Source organism: Corallococcus carmarthensis, assembly GCF_003611695.1.
Taxonomy (GTDB): Bacteria; Myxococcota; Myxococcia; order Myxococcales; family Myxococcaceae; genus Corallococcus; species Corallococcus carmarthensis.
The window spans coordinates 83,391-107,660 of the sequence record NZ_RAWE01000002.1 but is presented as its reverse complement, the minus strand read 5'-3'; the positions used below and the strand labels follow the sequence as shown (position 1 = coordinate 107,660).

22 protein-coding genes and 1 pseudogene are annotated in these 24,270 nt (G+C 68.8%); 17 read left to right on the top strand and 6 right to left on the bottom strand.

All coding sequences use genetic code 11. The features are described from left to right. Positions 1 to 7 precede the first annotated feature (7 nt). Positions 8 to 277, bottom strand: coding sequence for a DUF1427 family protein (locus D7X32_RS01125; RefSeq protein WP_120600669.1), 270 nt, complete (start codon positions 275 to 277; stop codon positions 8 to 10). A gap of 32 nt (positions 278 to 309) precedes the next feature. Then, the gene (locus D7X32_RS01120) at positions 310 to 966 is read right to left on the bottom strand and encodes a hydrolase (protein WP_120600619.1); all 657 of its coding nucleotides are present in this window, start codon (positions 964 to 966) and stop codon (positions 310 to 312) included. A gap of 113 nt (positions 967 to 1,079) precedes the next feature. Here D7X32_RS01120 and D7X32_RS01115 point away from each other — a divergent pair, with 113 nt between their 5' ends. From D7X32_RS01115 to D7X32_RS01100, 4 genes are all read left to right on the top strand, one after another. Next, entirely contained in the window at positions 1,080 to 1,784 is a 705-nt protein-coding gene (locus D7X32_RS01115) for a MarR family winged helix-turn-helix transcriptional regulator (protein ID WP_244238792.1), read from the top strand. A gap of 94 nt (positions 1,785 to 1,878) precedes the next feature. Continuing rightward, the gene (locus tag D7X32_RS01110; RefSeq protein WP_120600617.1) at positions 1,879 to 2,466 is read left to right on the top strand and encodes a protoglobin domain-containing protein; all 588 of its coding nucleotides are present in this window, start codon (positions 1,879 to 1,881) and stop codon (positions 2,464 to 2,466) included. Continuing rightward, a complete protein-coding gene (locus tag D7X32_RS01105) occupies positions 2,466 to 3,044 on the top strand; it encodes a redoxin domain-containing protein (RefSeq protein ID WP_120600616.1) in 579 nt (192 codons plus the stop codon). The genes D7X32_RS01110 and D7X32_RS01105 overlap by 1 nt, the downstream gene beginning before the upstream one ends. 114 nt (positions 3,045 to 3,158) lie before the next feature. Beyond that, complete coding sequence (locus tag D7X32_RS01100) at positions 3,159 to 3,956, top strand: DUF72 domain-containing protein (RefSeq protein ID WP_120600615.1); 798 nt, start codon at positions 3,159 to 3,161, stop codon at positions 3,954 to 3,956. Here the strand turns inward: D7X32_RS01100 and D7X32_RS01095 are convergent. Next, a complete protein-coding gene (locus D7X32_RS01095; RefSeq protein ID WP_158625568.1) occupies positions 3,937 to 4,671 on the bottom strand; it encodes a class I SAM-dependent methyltransferase in 735 nt (244 codons plus the stop codon). The two genes, D7X32_RS01100 and D7X32_RS01095, sit on opposite strands and share 20 nt — an antisense overlap. A gap of 169 nt (positions 4,672 to 4,840) precedes the next feature. Between D7X32_RS01095 and D7X32_RS01090 the strand changes: the two genes are divergently transcribed. Continuing rightward, a complete protein-coding gene (locus D7X32_RS01090) occupies positions 4,841 to 5,272 on the top strand; it encodes a tellurite resistance TerB family protein (protein WP_120600613.1) in 432 nt (143 codons plus the stop codon). Positions 5,273 to 5,304: 32 nt separating this feature from the next. Then, positions 5,305 to 5,805, top strand: a pseudogene (locus tag D7X32_RS01085) (CHAT domain-containing protein); the annotation flags it as partial. Positions 5,806 to 5,922: 117 nt separating this feature from the next. Here the strand turns inward: D7X32_RS01085 and D7X32_RS01080 are convergent. Continuing rightward, the gene (locus D7X32_RS01080; RefSeq protein WP_147449963.1) at positions 5,923 to 6,735 is read right to left on the bottom strand and encodes a hypothetical protein; all 813 of its coding nucleotides are present in this window, start codon (positions 6,733 to 6,735) and stop codon (positions 5,923 to 5,925) included. Positions 6,736 to 6,859: 124 nt separating this feature from the next. Here D7X32_RS01080 and D7X32_RS01075 point away from each other — a divergent pair, with 124 nt between their 5' ends. Then, positions 6,860 to 7,483 (top strand): TetR/AcrR family transcriptional regulator, encoded by a 624-nt coding sequence (locus D7X32_RS01075; RefSeq protein WP_120600611.1) that lies wholly within the window; start codon positions 6,860 to 6,862, stop codon positions 7,481 to 7,483. A 389-nt stretch (positions 7,484 to 7,872) separates the two neighbouring features. Beyond that, complete coding sequence (locus D7X32_RS01070) at positions 7,873 to 8,895, top strand: hypothetical protein (RefSeq protein WP_120600610.1); 1,023 nt, start codon at positions 7,873 to 7,875, stop codon at positions 8,893 to 8,895. 3 nt (positions 8,896 to 8,898) lie between these two features. Here D7X32_RS01070 and rnhA read toward each other — a convergent pair whose 3' ends face one another. Continuing rightward, positions 8,899 to 9,366 carry a ribonuclease HI gene (rnhA, locus tag D7X32_RS01065; RefSeq protein ID WP_120600609.1) on the bottom strand — a complete coding sequence of 156 codons (468 nt, stop codon included), beginning with the start codon at positions 9,364 to 9,366 and terminating at the stop codon, positions 8,899 to 8,901. A 103-nt stretch (positions 9,367 to 9,469) separates the two neighbouring features. On the opposite strand from rnhA, the gene D7X32_RS01060 reads away from it, so the two are divergent. The 6 genes from D7X32_RS01060 (at position 9,470) to D7X32_RS01035 (ending at position 17,235) form a co-directional block, all read left to right on the top strand. Then, positions 9,470 to 10,369 carry an aspartyl/asparaginyl beta-hydroxylase domain-containing protein gene (locus D7X32_RS01060; RefSeq protein WP_120600608.1) on the top strand — a complete coding sequence of 300 codons (900 nt, stop codon included), beginning with the start codon at positions 9,470 to 9,472 and terminating at the stop codon, positions 10,367 to 10,369. A 36-nt stretch (positions 10,370 to 10,405) separates the two neighbouring features. Then, complete coding sequence (locus tag D7X32_RS01055) at positions 10,406 to 11,464, top strand: Gfo/Idh/MocA family protein (RefSeq protein WP_167506422.1); 1,059 nt, start codon at positions 10,406 to 10,408, stop codon at positions 11,462 to 11,464. A gap of 153 nt (positions 11,465 to 11,617) precedes the next feature. Beyond that, positions 11,618 to 12,448 (top strand): hypothetical protein, encoded by an 831-nt coding sequence (locus tag D7X32_RS01050; protein WP_147449962.1) that lies wholly within the window; start codon positions 11,618 to 11,620, stop codon positions 12,446 to 12,448. A 101-nt stretch (positions 12,449 to 12,549) separates the two neighbouring features. Then, the gene (locus D7X32_RS01045) at positions 12,550 to 12,954 is read left to right on the top strand and encodes a DoxX family protein (RefSeq protein ID WP_120600606.1); all 405 of its coding nucleotides are present in this window, start codon (positions 12,550 to 12,552) and stop codon (positions 12,952 to 12,954) included. A gap of 180 nt (positions 12,955 to 13,134) precedes the next feature. Beyond that, a complete protein-coding gene (locus D7X32_RS01040) occupies positions 13,135 to 16,200 on the top strand; it encodes a hybrid sensor histidine kinase/response regulator (RefSeq protein WP_120600605.1) in 3,066 nt (1,021 codons plus the stop codon). 93 nt (positions 16,201 to 16,293) lie between these two features. Next, positions 16,294 to 17,235, top strand: a complete 942-nt coding sequence (locus D7X32_RS01035) for a DUF808 domain-containing protein (RefSeq protein WP_120600604.1) — start codon at positions 16,294 to 16,296, stop codon at positions 17,233 to 17,235. A 6-nt stretch (positions 17,236 to 17,241) separates the two neighbouring features. Here the strand turns inward: D7X32_RS01035 and D7X32_RS01030 are convergent, their stop codons facing one another. Then, positions 17,242 to 18,117, bottom strand: coding sequence for an NmrA family NAD(P)-binding protein (locus D7X32_RS01030; protein WP_120600603.1), 876 nt, complete (start codon positions 18,115 to 18,117; stop codon positions 17,242 to 17,244). A gap of 85 nt (positions 18,118 to 18,202) precedes the next feature. Between D7X32_RS01030 and D7X32_RS01025 the strand changes: the two genes are divergently transcribed. The 3 genes from D7X32_RS01025 (at position 18,203) to D7X32_RS01015 (ending at position 24,224) form a co-directional block, all read left to right on the top strand. Further along, positions 18,203 to 18,931: a helix-turn-helix transcriptional regulator gene (locus D7X32_RS01025; RefSeq protein WP_120600602.1), complete on the top strand. Its 729-nt coding sequence runs from the start codon at positions 18,203 to 18,205 to the stop codon at positions 18,929 to 18,931. 88 nt (positions 18,932 to 19,019) lie between these two features. Further along, positions 19,020 to 22,322: an Ig-like domain-containing protein gene (locus D7X32_RS01020; RefSeq protein WP_120600601.1), complete on the top strand. Its 3,303-nt coding sequence runs from the start codon at positions 19,020 to 19,022 to the stop codon at positions 22,320 to 22,322. Positions 22,323 to 22,535: 213 nt separating this feature from the next. Next, positions 22,536 to 24,224, top strand: coding sequence for a serine hydrolase domain-containing protein (locus D7X32_RS01015; RefSeq protein ID WP_120600600.1), 1,689 nt, complete (start codon positions 22,536 to 22,538; stop codon positions 24,222 to 24,224). Positions 24,225 to 24,270: the final 46 nt, after the last annotated feature.

Here is a 24,270-nt window from a genome sequence, read left to right as displayed (position 1 = left end):
TGTCCCTTCAGGGTTGAGGGCGGGTTGGCGGAGCGCCCACTGTAGACGCGGGGGGCACTCCCGTGACCTTCGGAACGCACTCCTCGGCGAACCACGCCGCGGTGAGCGGTTCACGGCGGAGCAGCCGGCGGCCGACGGGCACCAGCTGCTCCCCGAGCAGGATTCCCAGCAGGCCCGTCAGCGCGACGAGCGGCGGCGCCGGAGAGCGGACTCCGAGCAGACCGTAGAGGAAGCCAATCAGCGTCCCCGCGGCGATGGACACCAGATAGATTTTCATGAGCATCGACCCGACGCGGAAGACACTGGGAGTCAGTGACCGCCTTCGCCCCCACCGAACATGGTCTTCGCGTAGAGCAGGCCGAGCCCATAGGCGCCGCCCGACTCCTTCGCGAGGTTCACGACGGCGTCATACGTCTTGCTCCGGGCCCAATCACGCTGCAGCTCGAGCAGGTACTGGAGCGAGGTCATGGGACGGACGCCGGCCTGAATCATCCGGGCCATCGCGCGCTCATGGGCCTCCGTGGAGACGTCACCGCACGCATCGGCGATGACGTAGACCTCGAAGCCCTGATCCAACGCCGACAGCGCGGGACCGACGATGCACACCGACGTCCATAGGCCCGCCAGGACGATGCGCGACTTCCCGATGGCGTTGACGCGCTCGGCGATGCGCGGATCCTCCCAGGTGTTCATCGAGGTCCGGTCGATGAACTCGGACTCCGGAAACGCTTCCTTGATCTCCGTGAACATCGGGCCGGAGAAGGACTTCTCCGCGACGGTCGTGAGGATGGTGGACACGTTGAACACCCGCGCCGCGCCGGAGATGAGCGAGACGTGCGTGCGCAGCTGGTTCGCGTGGATGGAGTGGGTCGCGAAAGCCATCTGCGGCTGGAAGTCGATGAGGATCAGCGTGTGGTCGCCGGGGTTGAGCAGCGTCTTGCCAGGGGATGCGGTCGCGGTCGCCATGTGGAGTGCCCTTCCGTGGAATGGGGACACCCTCGCCTGCCCGCGACGCCATCACAATCCGCAAACTGGAGATGATTCCCATCGATTCCGGAGATGGCGCGGGGTGCGGATCAATGGGTCGTCTTGACAAGTTAGGAGTCCTAACTTACATCAAGGGCATGACTGGGAAGCTACCGGCGTACTTCGACGAGAACAGCGAGCCGATCTCCGCGCGCATCGCGACCGGGCTGCACAAGATCGGGCTCGCGATGAAGCAGCAGTCGTGGCAGCAGGCGAATGGAGCGGGCCTGTCCGCCACGCAGGGGCAGATCCTCGCCGCGCTGGTCGCGGACGGGCCCCTCACCGGCAAGGAGTTGAGCGAACGCCTCGGCGTGACGCTTCCCACCATCAGCGACTCCGTCCGCGTCCTCGTCGAAAAGGCGCTCGTGACCCGCTCCGCGGACCCGAGGCACCCACGCGCCAGCCTCCTGACACCGACGACGGAGGGCGCCGCACTCGGTGCCCGTGCGCGGTCGTGGCCCGAGTTCATGGCGGACGCGGTCGCGGACCTCTCCCCGGAGGAGCAGCGCGCGTTCTTCGCCGGCATCGTCAAGATGATCCGGATGCTTCAGGAACAGGGGCTCGTTCCAATCACTGGCATGTGTGTTACCTGCACGCACTTCCGGCCGAACGTGCGCCCAGGCACATCACCGCATCACTGTGCCTTCGTGGACGCGCCGCTCTCCAGTGAGCAACTGCGCATCGACTGCCCGGAGCATGAGCTCGCGGCTGAGCCGGCACGACGAGCGGTCTGGGAGCAGTTCATGCGTCGCGGCTGACGCCAATCCGTCTCACATACGAGCGAACACGAATTCCGCGGCCATTCCGGCCGACGGCGACAGCGGAGCTTTGCTCCACGAAGGAGAAGAAGAGATGAGCAATATCCCCGGCTATACCCTTGGCACGTCGTCCGTTTCGCGTTCTCCGGTGTCCCTCACCGACTTCGAACAGATGAAGGCCAGCGTCCTGTTCGGCGAAGAGGACGTGAAGTACCTCCGCATGTCACACGACATCGTGAAGGGGCGCGTGGAGGCCATCCTCGACGTCTGGCATGGGTTTGTTGGAAGTCAACCGCATCTGCTCGCCTCGTTCAGTGGAAAGACAGACGGTAAGCCCCTGGGCGACTACCTCGCCCCCGTCCGCAAGCGCTTCGGCCAGTGGATTCTCGACACGTCAAATGCCCGGTACGACCAGGCCTGGCTCGACTACCAGCACGAGATCGGCCTGCGCCACCATCGCGTGAAGAAGAACAAGACAGACGGAACCCCCTCCACGGACCTCGTGCCGTTCCGGAACCTGTTCGCGCTCATCTTCCCGGTCACCTTCACCCTGCGCCCCTTCCTGGCCGAGCAGGACCACTCCGCGGAGGACGTCGAGAAGATGTATGCGGCGTGGGTCAAGTCGTGCCTGTTGCAGGTGACGCTCTGGGCCCACCCCTACGTCAAGGACGGGGACTTCTGATGACGCCGCGCCCCGCACCGGCGTGGCGGACGACGACCGACTGGCTCAACACCCCGGAGACGCTCACGCTCGAGCGACTCCGCGGCAAGGTCATCCTCCTCCACGCCTTCCAGATGCTCTGCCCGGGATGCGTCGCCCGAGGCATTCCACAGGCACAGCGCGTCGCGGAAGTCTTCGCGGGTGCGCCGCTCGTCGTGGTCGGGCTGCACACGGTCTTCGAGCACCACGAGGCCATGAAGCTCGAGTCCCTTCGGGCGTTCCTCCACGAATACCGGGTGAGATTCCCTGTGGGCGTGGACGCACCCGGCGAAGGCGGAGACCCCATCCCACGGACCATGAGGGCGTACGCCATGCAGGGAACGCCAACGACGGTCCTCATCGACGCACAGGGACGTCTTCGCCGGCAGCTCTTCGGGGTTCACGACGACCTGCAGCTGGGCGCCGAGCTGCAGACCCTGCTGCTCGAGGCCCATACGGGCCAGGCGTCCGCTGCGCAGCGGCCTACAACCCAGGTGCTTCCCGCCGCGGGCTGCGACGACAGCGGCTGCGCCGTGCCTTCGGATGCCGCGCAGGGCTGACACCAGACCACATGGAAGGCATGCCCGAGCCGCAGCCCGAGCTCCGGCTTCGCGACGCGAGACCCGGGCCCGGGCCGGCATGCCGTCGTGCCCGCCCGTGCGTAGGTTCCCCCGGTGCGCCACGGACCTTCGAGCCCTTCCCACGAGCGCTGCCGGGTCGGCTGTGCCGGCTGGAGCCTGTCGAGCGCGGTGGGTGAATCCTTCCCCACGACGGGGACCCACCTGGAGCGCTATGCGCGCGTCCTTCCCGCGGTGGAGATCAACTCCTCCTTCTACCGGCCGCACCGGCCCGGCACCTACGCCCGCTGGCGTGACAGCGCTCCGGAGACCTTCCGCTTCGCGGTGAAGGTCCCCAAGGTCATCACCCATGAGCTGCGATTGCGCGACGCGCGCGAGCCGCTCGAGCGCTTCCTGGGAGAGGCGGGCCACCTGGAAGCAAAGCTGGGATGCCTGTTGGTGCAGCTGCCCCCCAGCCTCCAGCACGAACACGAAACGGCCCGCGCGTTCTTCCAGTCCCTGCGGGAGCGGACCCCGGTGGACGTCGTGTGCGAACCCAGGCATCGGACCTGGTTCACGGACGAGGCGCGGCAGGTGCTGGACGCCGCACGCATCCGCTACGTGCGAGCGGATCCGCCCGCGGTGAGCGCGCCCCCGCCACCCGACGCGGAGGTCGTCTACTACCGGCTGCACGGCTCGCCGAGGATGTATTACTCCGAATACCCTCCCGCGTTCCTGGAGGACCTGGCCGTGGAGATCTCCGGCCACGAGCAGGCCGGCCGCCGGGTGTGGTGCATCTTCGACAACACGGCGGAAGGCGCGGCCCTCCCCAATGCATTGTCATTGCTGCATCGCGTTCCGGAGTCCGCGCCGGGTTCGACCTCCCCGCGCGGAGCTACGCCGCCACGCAGGTGAACACGGCGGCGTGAGGCTGGCGCAGGTAGGCGTCCCAGTAGCTGGCGCCCATGGCGGAGAGCCCCTCGGGGGAGACCTCCGGCCTTCGCCAGGTGATGTCCCGGAAGCCCGCGTCCCGGAGCGCGGCCTCATAGGTGGGACGCGACCAGTGGTACGCGACGAGCGTGAAGGGCAGGTCGGGGAGGATGCCGGACAGCCGCGCCTCGTCGCCCTCCTGGCCGCGCGAGTGGACCTCGAAGCCGTAGGGCCGGTAGTAGCCGGGGTCCGCGAGCTGGACGTCGGGGTTCATGCAGATGGACACCAGCCGGTTTCCCGGCGCGAGCGAGCGCCGGAGCATGGCGCACATCGCCCCCAGGTCCTGTCGCGTGGGCGCGTAGTGCAGCAGGTACGTCGCCACCACCACGTCGAAGAGGCCCAGGGCTTCCGCGTGGGCCGCATCCTGGACGACGTATTCGATGCCCAGCGGGGACTCGCGCTCCAGGTGGCACGCGTAGTCAATCATCCCCTGGGAGGCGTCGACCCCGAGGACCCGGCTCGCGCCGCGCCGCTTCAGTCGCCGGCTGTAGAGCCCGGTGCCACACGCGACGTCCAACACCGTCCTGCCCGCGACGTCGCCCAGCGCATTGAAGAAGGTGAACTCCTCGAAGTACTTGCGGTAGGGCGCCGCGGCCGTGGCCTCGCTCAGCTTCGCCAGCAGGTCGTATTGGCTGCTCATCGTCGGTCTCCGTGGCGGGACAGTGCCGCACCGCGCAGCGTCGCATGGAGCAGCCAGGCAGTCCGCTGCGCCCCGGGGCTCCCGGCCCAGGGACGAAATCCGTTTTCGCTCCGCGCTGGCGCCCATTAACCTGGGTCCCCCAGCAGCCCTGTCCCACCCTGGAGACGAGATGACGACGCGCGAGTATCCCGAGGAGCAGCTCCTGGCGTTCGTCCAGGCCATGGCCAACGTGGCGGCGAGCGATGGCCGCGTCACCGAAGACGAGCGCCAGCAGCTCGATGACGTGGTGCGGGGGCTGGGGCTGTCGCCCCGGGATGAACAGGTCGCCGCGGTCATCGAAAAGGAGTTCAAGCAGCCCGGCAACCTCACGGACATCGTCCGCAAGATCGAGGTCCGCGAGCTGCGGGTCTCCCTGCTGCGCATGCTCGTCGAGGTGGCGTGCGCCGACGGCGAGATCGCGAACGAGGAGCGCGCGGCCGTGAAGGATGCCGCCAGCGCCTTCGGTTTCGACGTGTCGGCCGCAGACGCGCTCATCGGATGGACGCTCGACTCCATCAAGCTCGAGCAGCGCGAGCAGGAGATCATGGCCAAGCTGCTCTGAAGCGCGGCGGCCCCTGCATGATTCATCGGCCCCCCGGCGCCTTGGATCCCCTGCTGCGCTCCGGCCTCGTCTTCGCCGGAACGCGCGACCCGGCGCGCCCCGGCCCTGGCAACGCGCTGGTGACGGCGCTGGAGCTGGCGGGGCTGGACCTGTGGGGCACCCAGCTGGTCGTCCTGTCCGCATGCGACACGGGCCGAGGAGACGTCCCGCTCGGGCAGGGCGTGTACGGGCTGCGCCGGGCCTTCCTGGTGGCGGGCGCGGAGACGGTCGTGACGAGCCCGTGGAAGGTGGAGGATGAGACGACGAGCGCGCTGATGGAGCTCTACTATCGCCACCTGCTGGCGGGACGGGGACGGGGCGAGGCGCTGCGAGAGGCCATGCGCGCACTCCGTCAGCACCGGCCCCATCCCTACTACTGGGCGCCCTTCATCGTCGCGGGCCGGGATACACCCCTGCGGGGACTCACCGCCGGCGACGAGGCGCGAGTCACGAAAGGGCCGGCCGGGGTGGAGCCGTTCGTCCCGGCTCCGTGAGAGGCCTGCCGCGGTCGCAATCCCTGCCGTTCCGCGAAGTCGTCAAACGGCTCGCCGAAGAACAGCGTCAGAGCAAACGCGCGGATGCCGCGAGCGCGAACACAACGACCCGGTGCTTCATGGGGCGAAGTCGAGAACAGGCGAGACACTGAGCGTGGTGGATGCCTCGCTGGGGCCCTTCATGCCGCTTCCCACCGTGAACCGCTGGAGCAGGAGCACCTTCGTGCCACTCACGAAAGCGCCCATCACCTTCAAGCTGGCATGGCCTGCATAGGAGGCTGTGTAGGTGCCCCAGCTCTCATGGACAGGCTTGCCGTCGGCCAGGACGGTCACGATGAGGATTCGATCGTTCGCTTCGTCGCAGTGCGACGCCTTGACCTTCTCAGGCTGCGCCTCGGCGTCGCACGCCTCGTCCTTTTCGACCGCCTGAAGAACGACCGTGCGGTCGCCGAGCTTCAGGGACATCCGCCCCTTGGCGTCCGGCGTTGCCGTGAACGGGACCTCCTTGTCCATGGGCATGTTCGCTTTGGCGAACGCCGCCTTGGCCTCGGCGAGTCGCGCCTTGGAGACGGCAGGGGCCGTACACCCCGAGGCATGGTGCGTGGGCTCATAGACTTCCCACGATTCGTCGTCCGCTCCGGCGCGCAGGAGGGCGAGCATCACGCCATCGAACGGCGTCTTGTTCATGCCAGCGTACTGACAACGCGCGGGCGTGATGCGTTCGGTTCCAACGCTCGAACCATCCAGTTCGTCGTATGCCTTCGCGGTCGTCACGACCTTGAGGCCCACGAGGCCGCGATTCACGTCGACACCCAGCAGCGAAAGCGACCGGACCTCGACCGCCCCCGACGCGGCAGTCACTCCGGAGTCCACCGGGCTCGAAACCAATGGGGGGACCGCCAGGGCAAGACACATCAGGAGGATGTCCATGGAGCGTCATCCTACCGGTCGTCTCTCCGGCGTGGAGAAACGGCCCGGGAGGCGCGCCCCCCTGAACTTGACACCCGGGGAGGCCGCGTACTAACAAGTATTTGAGTAAAAACTCGATAACTCCATGGCCCGCCCCGTCTCCATTCGCGACGAAGACATCCTCGACGCCGCGCGGGAGATCTTCCTGGCGCATGGCGTGCGTGCCACCTCCGCGATGGTGGCCGAGCGGGCGCGCGTGTCCGAGGGCATCATCTTCCGCCGGTTCAAGACCAAGGAAGGGCTGTTCCGCGCGGCGCTCGACGTGGACCTCATCCCGCCCCCGGAGGTCGCCGAGCTCAAGGCACGCATTGGCGTGGGCTCCGTGGTCGAAAACCTCCAGGACGCGGGGGTCGCGCTCGTGGGCACCCTCCGGGTGATGATCCCCCTGTCCATGCTCGCGCTGAGCAACCCGAGCGCCCCCGCCGCGTCCGGCGGCTCCGCGAGCACCTCGCATCCACGAGACCCCTACTTCGACTTCCTCGTGGCCTATCTCCAGGGTGAGGTGGACCTGGGTCGCCTCCGGGCCGTGGACCCCGAGGTGTTCACCTACGCCTTCCTGGGCGGCCTCAAGGACTACGTCGTGGGGCAGATCTTCCGCACCCCCACCACTCCGTTCAAGCATCCCACGGCGCCCCTCTTCGTCCGGAGGCTCCTCGAGTTGCTGATGCACGGAGCCCAACGCCCGGCCGAGCCGGCCACCCGCCGCTGAAGCCCTCCGCATGACGCCCCAGGCCCCACATCTCCTTCGCTCGTCAAATTATTGAGCAGGAGCTTAGTAACACCTGCCTCCATGGGTGGTTCACAGGAGTCGCCATGTTCATGATGCTCTACATGCTCATGCTGTTGCCGCAGGGGACGCCTCCCAAACAGGAGCCCGCGCGCGGAGGCGAGGGCCGCCCGGCGAGGAAGTCTCCCCTCCCGGCCTCCAGTCCCCGGAAGCCCCTGGTGAAACACCGTCAAGAAGGCCGTCGCACCGCGCGCAAGCCGTGACACGCGCGTGAAATCGCTTCAGCCGCGGAGGGTGAGGGCCGGCCCCACCGCATTGTCTGCATCCCTTCAATCGCAGTGCAGCCCATTCCGAGGAGGCCGCGCCGGACCATGAACCTCACCCACGCCACCACCCTGTTGTCCCCCGTCCGCAAGGCGCCCTCCCGTGCCCGGAGTGAGGGGACCCGCCTTCTTCTCTTCACCGCCGCCCTGCTGTCCGCTGGCACCACGAGCGCGCAGACGTCGGAGGACCGCGGCTACGTGGGCTTCACCTTCACACGCGGCACGGAGATTGGCTCGCAGGGCGATAAGCTGGAGGGGCACCTCCAGCTCGAGGTGCGCCCCTTGCTGCCCTCCTTCACCCTGGGCCAGACGCGACTCGTTCCGCTGCTGGGGTTCGGGGGCCAGTGGATTGAAATGCAGCGCCGGGGCCGGCTGCTCACCGCTCCGGAGGGAAAGCTGGGCGGCAAGTTCCAGAACTTCCAGCTGGGCCTCACGCTCGTGCGCCCGGTGGCCCCCCGGTGGCTGCTGATGGCCGGAGCCTCGGGAAGCGCGAGCACGGACTTCACCAAGGACTTCAACCTCGGGACGGACGCGTCCTGGTCGGCCTTCGTCATGGCGAACTACTTCATTGGCGGAGACCCGAGGATGACGCTGACCCTGGGCCTGGCTTCGCAATATCCGTTCGCCATCGTCCCCATCTTCCCCCTGGTGGGCTTCGCCTACCGCAAGGAGCCCTACATCCTGGAGGTGGGATTTCCCCGGGCCTCGATGCTCATGAAGGTGGGCAATGGCTTCGAATGGGGCTTCACGGGCGCATTCGACCTCCAGGTCTTCCGCATCCAGCCACCGGGCAACAGCCCGCTGGAGGGTGCCTTTTTCGCGCGTGAGACGTCGCTGCGTTTTGGCCCCACCATGAATGTCCGCATGGGCACGGACAACCTGTGGCTGAGCTCATCCGTGGGCGTCGACTTCATGAATGACTACGCCCTCCTCGACGAGGACCGGAAGCGGATCTCCTCCACCTTCTCCCCCTCGACGAAGCCCGCGCCCTATCTGCGGATGATGCTGAGCTGGCGCCCGACGCATCCCACGGCCTCGAACAGCCGGCCTGCCGGCAACCCGGCTCCGTGACCCCTACCGTCCCAGCCGGGCCGCCAGTTCGAGCCGGGCCGCCACGGCCAGCGCATCCGCGCGGTTGTTCTCCACGTCATCCGAGTGGCCCCGAACCCAGTGCCAGGTCACCTGATGGGCGCGGACGGCGTCCAGCAGCTCGCGCCACAGGTCCGCGTTGGACACGGGCTTCTTGGCTGACGTGCGCCAGCCATTGCCCTGCCACGCGTCCAGCCACTTCTCCGCGAAGGCGTTGCACACGTACTTCGAATCGGTGAACACCTGGACGCGGCACGGCATCTTCAGGGCCTTCAGCGCGACGAGCGCCGCGGTCAACTCCATCCGGTTGTTGGTGGAGTCCGCCTCCGAGCCCTGGAGCTCCTTGCGGTAGTCCTTGCGCTCGGGAGCGATGAGGATGGCCCCCCAGCCTCCCAGGCCGGGGTTCGGCGAACAGGCGCCGTCGCAGTAGATGTGGACGAGGGGGAGCGACATCGAACGCGCACCCTACTCCATCCCTGAAGGCACCGGGCCTGCCCTGGACGCTGTGAACGCCGGCGCGCTATGGCTTGCGCCTCCCCACCGGAGGCACCGCACCATGGCCGCCCAGACGTCGCCCCAGGAAATCACCACGCAGGTGCGCGAACGCATCGTCGACCTGGCCCGGCAGGGCGGCTACTTCGACACGGTCCTGGGCGCGGGCCCGGAGCTGGACCGGCTGAAGCACTACCTGCGCATGCTCGCGGGCCAGGTGCCCACGCCCCCTGCGCGGCCCGAGCAGTCCCCCACCATCTTCCCTCCGTTCCCCGGCCTGGATGAGCACCCGTGGCGCGACCCGCCGCCCCCGGCCGCGCAGGCGCTGGAGGGCTGCCTGGCCGCCGTGACGCGCGACCTGGAGCGGTTGGAGAACGCGGACCTGCTGCACTACGACTCCGGCATCGTCGGCACGGGCCGCTGGTCCGTGCACCCCATCTACTTCGGCGGCGAGCGCACCGACCGCCTCTTCTGGCCCCAGCTCGCCATGGAGGAGACGGCCGCCGCGGTGCGGTCGCTGGACGGCGAGTGCACCGGCTTCCCGCTGGCGGACGTGCTCTTCTCCTCGCACGCGCCCGGCACCACGCTGACGCCGCACTGCTCGTGGGACGGCTTCCGGATGCGGCTGCACCTGGGGCTCAAGGTGCCGGAGGGCTGCGGCATCCGCGTGGGCTCGGAAGCCCGGCACTGGCAGCCGGGCCGCGTGCTCACCTTCCACGACTCCTTCGAGCACGAGACCTGGAACCGGGGCACCGAGCGCCGCGTGGTGCTCATCGCGGACTGCTGGCACCCCGGCCTCACCCTGCCCGAGCGCGAGGCCCTGCTCGGCCTCACGCGCAAGTTCGAGGTCCGCGCGATGCTCGCCCAGCTGCGCGTGCCTGAAGCCATGTCCGAGCCCCTCCTCGTCCGCTTCGCCGAACAGGAACGCACCGACGCCCAGGTGCGCCGCTTCTGGCGCATGTGAGCCCGTGCCACGGCCCCGGAGGCTAGATTCAGGGCCGTGAGCGCCTTCCCGACCACCCTCCCCTCCGTCGAAGCCATCCCCTTGCGCGGAGGTCCCACGCTGCGCTGGGGCGTGCTCGCGCCCGGCCGCATCGCGGGGGGCTTCGTCTGGGCCCTGCACCGGCACACCGACCAGCGCGTCCACGCGGTCGCCTCGCGCGCCCCCGAGCGCGCCCACCGCTTCGCCGCGCAATACGGCGTCGCGCGCGTCCACGAGTCCTACGAGCAGCTCGTCGCCGACCCGCACGTCGACATCGTCTACGTGGCGTCTCCCCACAGTGAGCACAAGCGCCAGGCCCTGCTCGCCATCGCCGCAGGCAAGCACGTCCTCGTGGAGAAGCCGCTCGCGCTCAACGCTGGCGAGGCCCGTGACATCGCCCGGGCCGCTCGCGCCGCGGGCGTCTTCGCCATGGAGGCCCTGTGGTCGCGCTTCCTCCCCCAGACGCTGCTCATCGAACGGCTGCTGCATGAAGGCGTGCTCGGAGACCTCCAGCTCGTCATGGCGGACTTCGGGGGCCGCTTCGACTTCGACCCCGAAGGCCGCATCTTCAACCCCGCGCTCGGCGGTGGCGCGCTGCTCGATATCGGCATCTATCCCATCTGGCTCGCGCACCTCGTGCTCGGCCCGCCCCCGCATGTGCACGCCACGGGCTCCTTCACCCAGACAGGAGTGGATGGACAGGCGGCCCTCGTCCTCACCTATCCCCAGGGTGCGCAGGCGCTGCTGCACACCACCCTCTTCGCGGAGACGCCCCAGGAGGCCGTCATCGCGGGCACGCACGCGCGCCTCGAAATCGACTCGCGCTTCTTCACGCCCGGCGGCTTCACGTTGAAGGCCGCCAGGTCGGACCAGCGGCTGCGCTGGACCGACCCGTCCGGCCTCCACGGCAGCGAGGGCCTCGCCTGGCAGGCCGCGGCGTCCGCACGTCACGTCGCCGAAGGGCGCACCGAGTCGCCCCTGCATCCGCTCGCGCACAGCATCGCCCTGCTCGAAACCATTGACGCGGCGCGAGCACAGCTCGAAGCCTCCCGCCATGACGGGCTGCGGCAGAAATAACCGGAAAAGCCACAAAACGATTATTCCTGTAACCTGAACCGTCACAGTCACCCGACGACAATCATTGTCATTCCAGGGCTTGCAAAGGCATGCGCCGTGGTCTGTCCATTGCAGATGGCTGCCGCCCGCTGTCCACACCCCAAGGAGACACGAATGTCGATGACGCGCGCAGGCATGTTCATGGGCCGGATGCTGACGGCCACGCTGGTGGGAGTGTTCGCGGGCTGCCAGGGGGACCCCGCGCAGGAGTCCGCGCCGGCCTCCACGTCACAGGAGCTCATGGCGGCGTCGAGGAACTGTGTGCAGCGCTTCGAAGGCATCACCCACTGTGCCACGGGCAACGCGACGCTGAAGTCCACCGACAAGGGCCTGGAGGTCACCGGCCTGGCCAAGCTGGGCCAGGACGGCGTCGCCGGGGTCGTGGGCCGCGCCGAAAGCTGGCGGCAGCAGTCCATCGTGGAGTTCGGCGCGAGCACCGAGGGCGTGACGTACTACGGCCGGAACGCGGATCAGGTCATCAGCACCATCGCGATGGCGCCGGAGCCGGGCGTTCCGGGCGGCATGCGGGTGCTGCCCACGTTCACCGGAAGCCCGGGCGGCTCCGGTTACGTCATCACCGTGCGCAACCAGGGCGAGCAGGTGGCCCGGATGCTTCCGCACGGCTGGTGGAACTGGACCTCCTTGCAGATCTGGGCGTACATGGACCGTGAGCGCCACCCGGACCTCTACTTCGGCCAGGAGGGCATGGCCGTGAACACGGGTGCGGGCGTCATGGGTGCCTGTATCTGGCGTTTGCGCTTCCAGGAAGGCGCGTTCCAGGTGACCCTGGAAGACGGCAGCCAGGTGACGGGCGATGAGATCGAGTTCGTGGAGCAGCTCGCGGACGGTGCCTACCCGTACTCCTACTTCACGCACATCGGGATGACGGGCGCGGTGGACAAGCTCACCATCGTGGACGAGCACATGACCCAGTCCTCCAAGTGAGGTCCCCGGGCCCGCGTCCGGCATGGGCGCGGGCCCGCTGTTATGGTCCGCGGGCCGATGCCGGGACCTCCCCATCCCCCGGCACATGCTTGGAGGATGTCATGGGATTCCTGCGGCCCCACACTGAACGCATCTACGCGCTGCTCCGGATCATGGCCGGATTGATGTTCATGCAGCACGGCCTGCAGAAGCTCTTCGGCTTGTTCGGCGGTGTGCCCGCCGGGGCGCCCCCCTTTGTCGTCTACGGCGCGGGAATCATCGAGTTCGTGGGCGGCGCGCTCATCGCGCTCGGGCTGTTCGCGGGCCCCGCGGCGTTCATCGCGAGCGGCACGATGGCGTTCGCCTTCTTCCTCGGGCACGTCGCCCCCAACGGGGGCAACCTCATCCCCATCCTGAACCAGGGCGAGCTCGCGGCGCTCTACTGCTTCGGGTTCCTCTACATCGCCGCGCGCGGCTCGGGCATCTGGAGTGTGGACGCCGCGCGCCAGGGCACACCCCGCCCGTAGGCCCTCGGGCGGTGGGCCGCCCGCGTGATGAACGTCCGCCCGACCCGACGGAGAGGGTGCGAGCGACCACACCGGGCGGCGGGGGCCGGAGGGCCGCCTTCCGGAACGTGCGTCGAGGGGCCAACCTTCCTTTCACACGCTCCGCACGGCCCTGAGTGCGTGTGATAACGAACGCTCTCGATGAGCTCCTCGACCCGCCCGCACGCGCCGGCCCCCAGCGAATCCGAGACGCCGGACGCACGCCACCGCGCGGGCTCGGAGGAGCCCTTCATCCAGCACGGCGGCGAAATGGGCGCCCTGATGCGGGCCCATGACTGGTCCACGAATTCGCTGGGCCCGTTGGAGCAGTGGCCCCAGTCCCTGCGGACCTCGGTCAGCACGATGCTGCGCTCGCCCTACCCCATCATCCTCTTCTGGGGCCCCGAGCTGCGGATGCTCTACAACGACCCGTTCCGGCCCATCCTGGGGGCGAAGCACCCCCAGACGCTGGGCGCGCGCGGGAACGAAGCGCTCGTCGAGGAGTGGGGGCAGCTGGGACCGCTGATGAAACGCGCCCAGGACACGGGCGAGCCCATCTACATCGAGGACGGGAACGTCAACTTCGCGCGCCGCCCCGGCGGCCTGCGCGAGGAGTCCTACTTCACCTGGTCCTACAACCCGACCATCGGCGAGTCGGGGGAGATCGCCGGCCTCTTCGCCATCGCGAGCGAGACGACGCGGCAGGTGGTGGGTGACCGCCGGCTGGGAATCCTCCGGGAGCTGTCCATCCGGATGGCCCTGGACAAGAAGGTCGAGGACATCTTCCGCTCACTGGAGGAGGTCCTGTCGCAGGCGGCGCACGACGTGACCTTCGCGCTGCTGTACGTCGTCAAGGCGGAGCAGGCGCGCCTGGTCAGCTGCGCGGGCCTGGGTCGAGGGGAGGCCGCCGCGCCCCTGACGCTGGCGGTGGACGCGACCTCCTCCTGGCCGCTCGCGAGCGTCGTGGAGTCGCGGCAGGAGGTCCTCGTCGAGGACCTCGCCCAGCGCTTCGGGCCCCTTCCTGGCGGGCCCTGGCCGGAGCCCACGACGCGTGCGCTCATCCTCCCGGTGCCCATGGGCGCGGACGCGGAGACCACGGCGGTGCTCGTGGCCGGACTGAGCCCCCTGCGCGCGCTGGATGACGAGTACCGCGGCTTCCTGCAGCTGCTGGCGCGGCAGCTCGCCGCCGGCATCTCCAGCGCCCGCGCCTATGAAGAGGCGAAGCAGCGGGCCGAGGAGCTGGCCCGGCTGGACGCGGCCAAGACGGCGTTCTTCAGCAATGTCAGCCACGAGTTCCGCACGCCGCTCACGCTCATCCTCGGCCCCGTCGAGGACGCGCTGGCGAAGACGACGAAGTCGCTGGAGGGAGAGTCGCTCGACCTCGTGCGCCGCAATGCCTTGCGGCTCTACAAGCTGGTCAACACCCTGCTCGACTTCTCCCGGATGGAGGCGGGACGGGCCCAGGCCAGCTACGCGCCCGTGGACCTGTCTGTCTTCACCACCAGCCTCGCGAGCGCCTTCCAGTCCGCGGTGGAGAGCGCGGGCCTGCGGCTGGTGGTGGACTGTCCTCCGCTGCCCGAGCCCCTCTACGTCGACCCGGAGATGTGGGAGAAGGTTGTCCTCAACCTGCTCTCCAACGCGGTGAAGTACACCTACCACGGGGAGATCCGCGTGAGCCTGCGGTGGGAGGACGCGCAGGCCGTCCTTCGCGTCGAGGACACGGGGGTGGGCATCCCCGAGGAAGAACTCCCGCGCGTCTTCGAGCGCTTCTACCGCGTCCGCGTCAGCCAGGGCCGCAGCCACGAGGGGACGGGCATCGGCCTCGCGCTGGTGCAGGAGCTGGTGAAGCTGCACGGGGGCAACGTCGGCGTGACGAGCCAGCTGGGAAAGGGCACCACCTTCACCGTGCGGCTGCCACGAGGGACGGCCCACCTGCCCCCGGAGCGCGTCGAGCGCACGTCCCCCCAGCAGACCCCGGTGCCGTCGGGTGCCGCGCCCTTCGTCGAGGAGACGCGCCGCTGGTCCACGGACGTCACCGCCACGGACACCGGCGCCCCGCCCGCCGTGGAGGCCCCCGCGGTGGAGGTCTCCCCGGAGCTCGCGCACTCCCGCATCCTCCTGGTGGACGACAACGCCGACCTGCGCTCCTACGTCACGGGGTTGCTCAAGCCCGGCTTCCCGCACGTGGAGACCGCCAGGAACGGGCAGGACGCGCTGGAGCAGGCGCGCCTCCGTCCGCCGGACCTCATCCTCTCCGACGTGATGATGCCGGTGATGGATGGCTTTGGCCTGGTGCGCGCGCTGCGCGCCGATGAACGCACGCGCGCCATCCCCATCATCCTGCTGTCCGCGCGCGCGGGCGACGAGGCCACGGTGGAGGGGCTGCAGAGCGGCGCGGATGACTACCTGGTGAAGCCCTTCTCCGCGCGCGAGCTGCTGGTGCGGGTGCGCACCCAGCTGGACATGGCCCGCGTGCGCCGGGAGGTGGTCCGCAACGAGGTGGAGAGGGATTCGTTGCGCGAGTCCGTGCGGACGCGGGACGAGTTCCTCCGGCTCGTCAGCCACGAGCTGCGCACGCCCGTGAGCGCCCTGTCGCTCAACATCCAGTCCCTGGTGCGGAGCCTGGACGTCCCGGCCGCGGACGTGACGCCGGAAGCCACACGGGTCAAGGCGCGGACGACGGAGAAGCACCTCCAGCGCCTGTCGCGGCTGGTGGAGCAGCTGGTGGACGTGTCGGAGTTCGTCACCGGGCCGCTGGACCTGTCACGGGAAGCGGTCGACCTGGCGGAGCTCGCGGCCAACGTCGTGGCGCAGGCGCAGGAGAAGGCCCTTCGCGCGGACTGTGTCCTCACCCTGGAGGCGCCCCTTCCGGTGGTGGGGAGCTACGACCGCGCCAGGCTGAGCCAGCTGCTCGCAAGCCTCGTGGACAACGCGCTCAAGTTCGGGATGGGCAAGCCCGTGGAGGTCGCCGTGGCGCGCGCGGCGGGCCGGGTGAGCGTCGCGGTCCGGGACCATGGCGACGGCATCGGGCCGGATGACCAGGAGCGCGTCTTCGAGCGCTTCGAGCGCGCCGTCCCCGCCAATCACCACGGCGGCTTCGGCCTGGGCCTGTGGATGGCCCGCCACATCGCGGAGGCCCATGGTGGGAGCATCCACCATGAGCCCACGGAGGGCGGAGGCGCCACCTTCACGACGGTGCTGCCGCTGGACGTGCCGCCGGGAGGATGACCTCCGGTCGCTGGAGCACAGCCCCCTCCAGCTGTGCTAATCCCGCGATGGCCACAAAGGCATTGGTCCCTCACTCCAGCCCGGAAGACTTCCATGGCAGGCAGCAGCCTGATTGCGCTCATCGACGACATCGCGACCATCCTGGATGACGTCTCCATCCTGACGAAGGTGGCGGCGAAGAAGACGGCGGGCGTGCTCGGGGATGACCTGGCGCTCAACGCGCAGCAGGTGACGGGCGTGAACGCGGACCGCGAGCTGCCGGTGGTGTGGGCGGTGGCGAAGGGCTCGCTGGTCAACAAGGCCATCCTGGTGCCGGCGGCGCTGGCCATCAGCGCGCTGGCGCCCTGGCTGGTGACCCCGCTGCTGATGGTGGGCGGCGCCTTCCTCTGCTTCGAGGGCTTCGAGAAGATCGCGCACAAGTTCCTGCACAGCCAGGACGAGGACAGCGCGCACCAGGCCGAGCTGCGCGAGGCGGTGGCGAACCCGAACGTGGACCTGGTGGCCCTGGAGAAGGACAAGATCAAGGGCGCGGTGCGCACCGACTTCATCCTCTCCGCGGAGATCATCGCCATCACGCTGGGCACCGTGGCGACGGCGGACTTCGCCACCCGCGTCACGGTGATGGTGGGCATTGCCCTCATCATGACGGTGGGCGTGTACGGGCTCGTGGCGGGCATCGTGAAGCTGGACGACGCGGGGCTGTACCTCAGCCGCAAGGGCGGAGGCTTCGCGAAGGGCCTGGGCGCGGGCATCCTCCGCGCGGCGCCGTTGCTGATGAAGTTCCTGTCCGTGGCGGGGACGGCGGCCATGTTCCTGGTGGGCGGCGGCATCCTCGTGCACGGCGTCTCCGGCCTGCACCACGCGGAGGAGTCCTTCACCGCCTGGGCCGCGGCCGTGCCGGGCGTGGGCAGCATCCTGGGCGGGCTCGCCCCCATGCTGCTCAACGCCGCGGTGGGCCTGGGCGCCGGCGCCGTGCTGGTGCTGCTCTTCACGCTGGGCCAGAAGCTGTTCAAGGGCCGGGGCGCGAAGAAGTAGCGCGCATCACCGGAGCCGGGGCGCCAGGCGCTCGCGCACGAACGACTCGAACGTCGTGGGCGTCGTCGTCTCCGGGGTGCGCGGCTCCGTGGGCCGGTAGTCCTTCTGGGCGAAGGCCTTGAACATGCCGGCGTAGGCGTCAGCGACGGAGGGACTCATCCCGCGCTTCAGGAAGGCGTCGCGGATGGCCTCGGGAGGAACCTGCTGACACCGCATGGGCGTTCCGAGCACGCGCTCCAGGATGCCCGCCAGGTCGTGCGCGCTCAGGTCCTCCGCGCCGTGCACGCCCCGGACGTGATGGCCAGTCCAGGTGGAGTCCAGCAGCCACCGGGCGGCCACGTCTCCGACGTCACGCGTGGCCACCAGCGGGTACTTCTTGTCAGGGGGGAGCAGGGTGAAGAGCTGCCCATGCTTCAGCGCCTCCACCGACGTGAAGAGGTTCTCCATGAAGCCCGCGGACCGGAGCACCACCGTGTGCGGCGCGGCCGCCTCCAGCACCTGCTCCACCTCGCCCGCGAAGGAGACATGGCCCAGGCCTGAGCGGTCCGCGCCGTGGCTCGATACGAAGACCACGCGCTGGATTGTGTTCTCCTGGAGGGCCCGCGCCGCGTTCCGCGCCAGGTCCAGGGTGTGGGCCCTGAAGTCCCGGGCGTCGAAGGTCGTCGGCGTCAGCCAGAGCAAGGCGTCGGCGGCGCGGGTCGCACGGGCAACGAAGGCGCCATCCTCCAGTGACCCCTGCTCCACCTGGACCCGGGAGCGGAGGGACTCCGGCAGCTTCTCCGGATGGCGGACCAGCGCGACCGTCCGCGCCCCCGCCTGAACGAGCTTCTCCAAGGCACGCCCCGCGACGTTTCCCGTGGCTCCCACCAGTGCGATCTTCATCGTGACTCCCGTCTTCGTTGAGTGGCTGCGGTGGTTCGCAGTGCCTTGACTCTCCGCGTAATGGTGACAGCCTGTGGCACCTTTGATGAAAGAGACCCACGAGAGCGTCAGTGAGCGCCTGGACCGGCTCCTGGGTCTGCTCGCCTCCCAGCGGAGCTGGAACGGCCCGCGGCTCGCCGAGGAACTGGGCGTCAGCCTGCGCACCCTGCGCAGGGACATGGCTCGGCTCGCGGCTCGCGGTGTTCCCATTGAAGCGGAGCGGGGACGCGGCGGCGGGGTCCGGGTGCCGGCGCGCATGGGTTTGGGCAGGCTTCAGCTCAACCACCGCGAGGCGCTCGACCTGCTCCTGGCGCTGGCGATTGGTGAGCGCATGCGCTCTCCCCTGCTCCTGTCGAGCCTCAAGGGCCTTCGCCAGAAGATCGCGATGGCCTTCCCTCCGGAGGAACGAAGCCGGGTCAACCGCCTGCGCCGCCGCATCCTCCATGGCCCGCTCGCGTCACAGCGGGTCTCCGAGACCTGGGAGAGTCCGCGTCCCGCGGTCCTGGGGCTCGTGCAGGACGGCTTCTTCGAGCAGCGCACCCTGGAGGTCGTGTACCGGAGCGCGCGCGAACGGACCACGCGGGTGGTGGAGCCCCACTACCTGATGCTGGCGTGGCCCGCCTGGTACCTGCTCGTCTGGGACCACCTCCGTGACGCCGTCCGCATCCTGCGGCTGGACCGCATCGAGTCCGCCCGCCTCACGGACAAGACCTTCCCGCTCCGCGAAGCCGACGCGATGCTGCTGGTCGCCAGGGACCTCTTCGCCTCGGTCTGAGCTGCGTGGGTGGGATTGCAATAAATCAGTAAATCGTGCATTCACGGGCATTGGATGTCTTCACGAGTCCGGCAGAGGGGGAAGTTCCATGCGATTGAATTCATGGCTGCGGGGCAGCCTTGTCTTGTTGTGTCTGAGTTGTGGTCCCACGTCGCCGGAGGACGCTCCGGAGCCCGAGAAGGCCCAGGCCCGGACCCGGGCCGAGCAGCTCGTGGCGGAGCGCGGCTTCGACCTGCGGGACGTGTCACTGGTGCCGGACGCGAAGGGGGCGCGGCAGGCGCTCCACTTCCGGGGCGTACCGGTCTGGGGATTGGAAGCGAAGACGACGCTGGACCAGACCTTCTTCTCCAACGCCCGGTTCCAGCCCACGGGCGCGGTGGAGACGGAGGCCCGGCTCACCGAGGCCCAGGCCCGGGACGCCGCGCTCGCGGCCCTGAAGGACCCCACCGCGCAGGTGGACTCCGCGCGGCTCGTACTCCTACCCATCCAGACGCGCCAGCTCCGGAAGGAGGCCGCCGCGCGGGTCGCCGGTCCTCGCAACGCCGAGGACTTCGAGCGGGTGGTGACGGGCCTGCGGCTCATCTACCGGCTCAAGCTCACCACGGGCGGGGACCTGCCGCGGCAATGGAGCGCGCAGGTGGATGCACGCACCGGAGAGGTGCTGCGCCTGGAGCCGCTCGAACACACGGGCTTGCAGGGGACGTTCAAGAAGGCCCGGGGGACGGGTTACTACGCGGGAACGTTCAACATGTCCGTGTTCACCGAATCCCTGGGGAACGTCACCCGGCTGCGGGACGTGTACACCAATGATTACTACGCCTATGTCCCTCAATCGGAGAGGAGCGGCACCTGGGAGCTCTATTACACCCCGGACCTGTATCTGGGTGACGGGCTCCGCTACAGCGGAGGGGGCACGCTCGGGACCAACGGAGAGACCGCGGCGGTGGACGCCTACTACGCCGTGGGCCTGGCGTGGACCGTCTACGAAACCTTCCTGGGGCGCGCGGGTCCGGCGGGAAACGGCATACGCTTCGAAGTCCAGGTGCACGCCAACGTCGCGAACGCCTACTACTTCCCCAGCGTGAGCAGGCCGAAGGTCCGGTTCGGCTACCGCAGCCTCAGCGGCAATCCCAAGACCCCGCTCACGACCACCGACATCGTGGCCCACGAGTTGGCCCATGACTTCTTCGCCCGGGAGCTGGCGGGGGACCCCTCGGATGTCCCCACGGAGTATTCGGAGCGGGCCGGGCTCAACGAGGGCACGGGAGACATCTTCGGGTTCGTCACCGAGCTGCTGCGCGACGCGAAGCGGATATCATCGACGTCGACGAACATCGATGGGGTGGTGGTGAAGCCCTCGAACCTCACCATGGGCGAGGAGACGGGCGAAACGTCCCGCAGCCTCCTGGAGCCTCAGTATCCGGAGTGGTTCGACTCCATCGGCGCCGCGAATGAGCACAACTCCTCGGGCCCCCTGAGCCGGATGTTCCTGCTGCTGGCCTATGGTTGCGCCAGCCAGACCACGAGCCCGTGGCACTGCGAGCTGGTGCCCGCCGGGTTCAGCGGCCTGGGGCCCACGGAAGCCTTGCGCATCTGGGCGCAGGCGGTGCAGCTGATGCCGCTGGACACGGACTACGTGCAGGCCCGCCAGGCGGCGCTCGCGGCGGCGACCGCGCGGGACGGCGTGCTGAACGGCCCCCGGATGAAGACCGTGGCCCGGGCATTCGCGGCCATCAACGTCGGCTACGCGCCGGACTCGGTACCTCCGCAGACGACCCTGAGCTGCCGGCAGCTGAACCAGGACATCGAATGCACAGGCACCATCACCGACGCCGAGGTGCCGGGGCAGTACACCACCGCGCCGCGGCTGGTGGTGGACGGCGGCGCGCAGATCAAGTCGCTGTCCGGCTGGCAGTTCGAGCAGGTCCTGCCGGGCGCCGCGCTGGCCCATGGCAACCACACCATTCAACTGCAGGCCTGGGACTTCTGGGGGAACCTGGGCACGACCACGGTGACGGTCGCGATGGACAAGCTGCCGCCCACCTACTCCGTACTCCGCTCCGGGACGCCGAAGCAGCCCCGCTACTCCGTCACCGCGAGCGACGCCTCCGGAATCCTCACCGTGGACTTCGGCGCCGACGGACAGTTCATGTACGGCATCTTCGAGCCCCCCTATGAGCAGGTGCTGGACACCTCCACCTGGACGGATGGCACCCATGACGTGTTCATCAAGGTCTACGACAAATACCTGAACACCGCCGTCCACCATGCCGACCTGAAGGTGGACAACACGCCGCCCATCTTGACGATGACGGTGGGCACGGGTGACGAGGCCCCGTTCCCGGTGAACATCACGGTGTCGGACATCTCCGCGGTGTCACGGGTGGACTTCAAGGTGGACGGCATCGTGTTCGCCACGAAGACAAACGACGCCACGACGTATCAGGCCGACTACACGCCGCTGGATGAGCTGGTCCACAACCTCACCGTGGAGGTGACGGACGCCTTCGGCAACAAGGGGACTACGTCCGGGGGGGCCCCGCTCGACCGCAGGCCCCCGGCGGTGACGTTCGCCAAGACGCAGCTGGGCTCGCTGGTGCGGCTGACCGTCAGCGCGACGGATGGCTGTGGCCTCGTGTATCCGTATGCGCTGTCCGTGGACGGGGCGCTGGTGGCGCAGCCCACGACACCGTCCTACGTATTGGAGTTCGGGGACGCGATGGCCGCGGGGACGCACACGTTCCAGGCCGTCGTTCGCGACCAGTGCGGCAACACGGCGAACTTCGTGACCACGTTCCTCAAGGACCTCACCCCGCCGGTCATCACGGGCATCACCCGGGACGACACCCTGCCGAAGAAGCCGAAGTTCACCGTGCAGTGCACGGACACGGAGGGCGTGCACCACGTGGAGCTGCGCGAAGGTGGCGTCGTCACCCAGACGGACACCACCGCGCCCTATGAGTTCGTGGTCGACACCACGGGCCGGGCGGACGGCGACTACTCCCTGCTGTTCCAGTGCACGGACATCAACGGCGTCTCCAGTTCGCCGGAGACGCGCACGGTGACGGCGGACAACACGGGGCCCACCCTCACCCTCACGGTCTACGGCGCGGGCCGCTCGTACCTCATCTCCGCGGAGCCCGCGAGCGACCCCCGCGGCATCAAGTCCGTCGCGCTCAGGGGAGGGCTGGTAACGCCCACCTTCTCCACCACGCTGACCCAGGCGCCCTGGTCGGCGTGGTGGAACATCCCTGGCACCACCCTCATCAAGTCCGACCTGCCGTTCTGGGTCGACGCCACGGACAAGTGGGGGAACACGTCCAGCAGGTTTCTCTATTGCGCGGTAGACACCTCCTCCACCACGCAAGCGTATCGGACCTGCCACCCGTAGCGAGCCGCCACGGCCCGGGAGTCCGTCCCCATGGAAGAGGGGGGCATGCTCCCGGGCCCAGGAACGCCGAGCCCCCTGCGCTGACGGACGGCCCGTTCGCCGCACGCGGGGGCCCGTTCGCCGCAGGCCCGTCACCACCGGCTGAACACTTCCCCAGCGTGGCGTCAGCGCAGGCACGGTGCCCCCGTTCACCTCCTGCCCTGAGGGCGCTCCATGCCGCGCAAGCTGCTCGTGTCGTCGTTCCTGTTCGTCGCGCTCACGTGTGCTCCCGCCCTTGCCGCTCCGGTCGCGGCGACCCTGCCCAGGGACCGCCACAAGCAGGTGGATGTCCTCTTCTCGCAGTGGAACAGCAAGACCCTGCCCGGCTGCGCCGTGGGCATCTCACGCGACGGCGTGCTGGATTACGCGCGAGGCTACGGCATGGCGGACCTGGAGCACGACGTCCCTGTCACGCCGCGTTCGGTCTTCTCCATCGCCTCCATTTCCAAGCAGTTCACTGCCTTCTCGATTGGACTGCTGACGCAGGAGGGCAAGCTCTCCCTGGACGATGACATCCGCAAGTACGTGCCGGAGCTGCCCGCGTATGAAAAGACGATCACGCTCGCGCACCTGATGCATCACACCAACGGGCTGCGTGAGCAGGGACAGTTGCTGAATCTGGCGGGCTGGCGCGGTGATGACGTGTCCACCGAAGCAGACGTCCTCTGGGCGCTGAGCCGGCAACGCGGCGTGAACTTCGAACCGGGCACGGAGGTCCTGTATGGCAATGCCGCATACACGTTGCTAGCGGTCGTGGTGCGGCGCGTCTCCGGTCAGTCGCTGCGAGCTTTCACCGACGAGCGGATCTTCAAGCCGCTCGGCATGGCGGACACCCACTTCCGCGAGGACCACACCGAGCTCTTTTCCCGGCGCGCCTGGGGCTACACCTCCCGCGAGGGCGGTGGCTGGCGCCTCAGCGTCTCCAATTCCGACCATTCTGGCGCGAGCAACCTGTTCTCCACGATTGGCGACCTGCTGAAGTGGGAGCAGAACCTGCTCGACGGGCGTGTCGGCGGGCAGGCGTTGGTCGCTTGGGCGCGGACCTCTGGCAGGTTGAACGACGGCACCGCGACGGGCTACGGCGGCGGCCTCCGGTTGGCGGGGTATCGCGGCCTGGACATGGTGAGCCACGACGGCATGGACGGCGGTTACCGCACCGAGTCCCTCCTCTTCCCAGCGCAGCGGGTCGCTGTCGTCACGCTATGCAACGGCGGCAACATCGAGGCCGGAGAGCTCGCGCGGAAGGTCGCCGACGTGTACCTGGGCGCGCACATGAAGGACGAGGTCCCGCCCGCCGTGAAGCTGGCGGACGCGCAGGTGTCAGCGCTGGCCGGCGACTACTGGAGCCCCCAGACGGATGAAGTGGTTCGGCTGGAGTTCAAGGACGGAGCGCTGCGCCAGGTCGGCGTGCCCACCGCCTTCGTGCCCATCGGCAACGGCGCGTTCCGTCCGGGTGAGTCGATGCACGTATGGCGATTCTCATCCCCGCGCGGGTTGAGCATCCAGGACTTCTGGCCGACGACGCGGAACTTCATCCGCCTGACCGAGCCCATGCCCTCGGCCTCCGCGTTGGCGGCGTTCGTGGGCCAGTACCGCAGCGACGAGCTCGATACGAGCTACACGGTGCGCGTCGCGGACGGAAAGCTGGCGGTCCGCTGGCCACGCCGGGATGAGGTCGTATTGGACGCAGTGGGTGGCGACCACTTCGTGGGCTCGCTCGGCGCGGTCACGTTCACGCGTGCGACATCCGGTGGAATCAACGGGTTGATGATCAGCAACCGCCGCCTGCGCCGCCTGCGCGCGGAAAGACTCGGGGGCGAGGTATCAATCGACCGGGCAATACCGGCCCCGCTCAGCCAATGACCACGCCGTATATTGGCTGGCTTGGAATACCCATGGGACAGCAGCC

Excerpts from the sequence above, each read along its gene's own strand:
- D7X32_RS01125 (WP_120600669.1), bottom strand. The coding sequence starts at position 277 with ATGAAAATCTATCTGGTGTCCATCGCCGCGGGGACGCTGATTGGCTTC.
- D7X32_RS01120 (WP_120600619.1), bottom strand. The coding sequence starts at position 966 with ATGGCGACCGCGACCGCATCCCCTGGCAAGACGCTGCTCAACCCCGGC.
- D7X32_RS01115 (WP_244238792.1), top strand. The coding sequence starts at position 1,080 with ATGGGTCGTCTTGACAAGTTAGGAGTCCTAACTTACATCAAGGGCATG.
- D7X32_RS01110 (WP_120600617.1), top strand. The coding sequence starts at position 1,879 with ATGAGCAATATCCCCGGCTATACCCTTGGCACGTCGTCCGTTTCGCGT.
- D7X32_RS01105 (WP_120600616.1), top strand. The coding sequence starts at position 2,466 with ATGACGCCGCGCCCCGCACCGGCGTGGCGGACGACGACCGACTGGCTC.
- D7X32_RS01095 (WP_158625568.1), bottom strand. The coding sequence starts at position 4,671 with ATGAGCAGCCAATACGACCTGCTGGCGAAGCTGAGCGAGGCCACGGCC.
- D7X32_RS01090 (WP_120600613.1), top strand. The coding sequence starts at position 4,841 with ATGACGACGCGCGAGTATCCCGAGGAGCAGCTCCTGGCGTTCGTCCAG.
- D7X32_RS01080 (WP_147449963.1), bottom strand. The coding sequence starts at position 6,735 with ATGGACATCCTCCTGATGTGTCTTGCCCTGGCGGTCCCCCCATTGGTT.
- D7X32_RS01075 (WP_120600611.1), top strand. The coding sequence starts at position 6,860 with ATGGCCCGCCCCGTCTCCATTCGCGACGAAGACATCCTCGACGCCGCG.
- D7X32_RS01070 (WP_120600610.1), top strand. The coding sequence starts at position 7,873 with ATGAACCTCACCCACGCCACCACCCTGTTGTCCCCCGTCCGCAAGGCG.
- rnhA (WP_120600609.1), bottom strand. The coding sequence starts at position 9,366 with ATGTCGCTCCCCCTCGTCCACATCTACTGCGACGGCGCCTGTTCGCCG.
- D7X32_RS01060 (WP_120600608.1), top strand. The coding sequence starts at position 9,470 with ATGGCCGCCCAGACGTCGCCCCAGGAAATCACCACGCAGGTGCGCGAA.
- D7X32_RS01050 (WP_147449962.1), top strand. The coding sequence starts at position 11,618 with ATGTCGATGACGCGCGCAGGCATGTTCATGGGCCGGATGCTGACGGCC.
- D7X32_RS01045 (WP_120600606.1), top strand. The coding sequence starts at position 12,550 with ATGGGATTCCTGCGGCCCCACACTGAACGCATCTACGCGCTGCTCCGG.
- D7X32_RS01040 (WP_120600605.1), top strand. The coding sequence starts at position 13,135 with ATGAGCTCCTCGACCCGCCCGCACGCGCCGGCCCCCAGCGAATCCGAG.
- D7X32_RS01035 (WP_120600604.1), top strand. The coding sequence starts at position 16,294 with ATGGCAGGCAGCAGCCTGATTGCGCTCATCGACGACATCGCGACCATC.
- D7X32_RS01030 (WP_120600603.1), bottom strand. The coding sequence starts at position 18,117 with ATGAAGATCGCACTGGTGGGAGCCACGGGAAACGTCGCGGGGCGTGCC.
- D7X32_RS01025 (WP_120600602.1), top strand. The coding sequence starts at position 18,203 with ATGAAAGAGACCCACGAGAGCGTCAGTGAGCGCCTGGACCGGCTCCTG.
- D7X32_RS01020 (WP_120600601.1), top strand. The coding sequence starts at position 19,020 with ATGCGATTGAATTCATGGCTGCGGGGCAGCCTTGTCTTGTTGTGTCTG.
- D7X32_RS01015 (WP_120600600.1), top strand. The coding sequence starts at position 22,536 with ATGCCGCGCAAGCTGCTCGTGTCGTCGTTCCTGTTCGTCGCGCTCACG.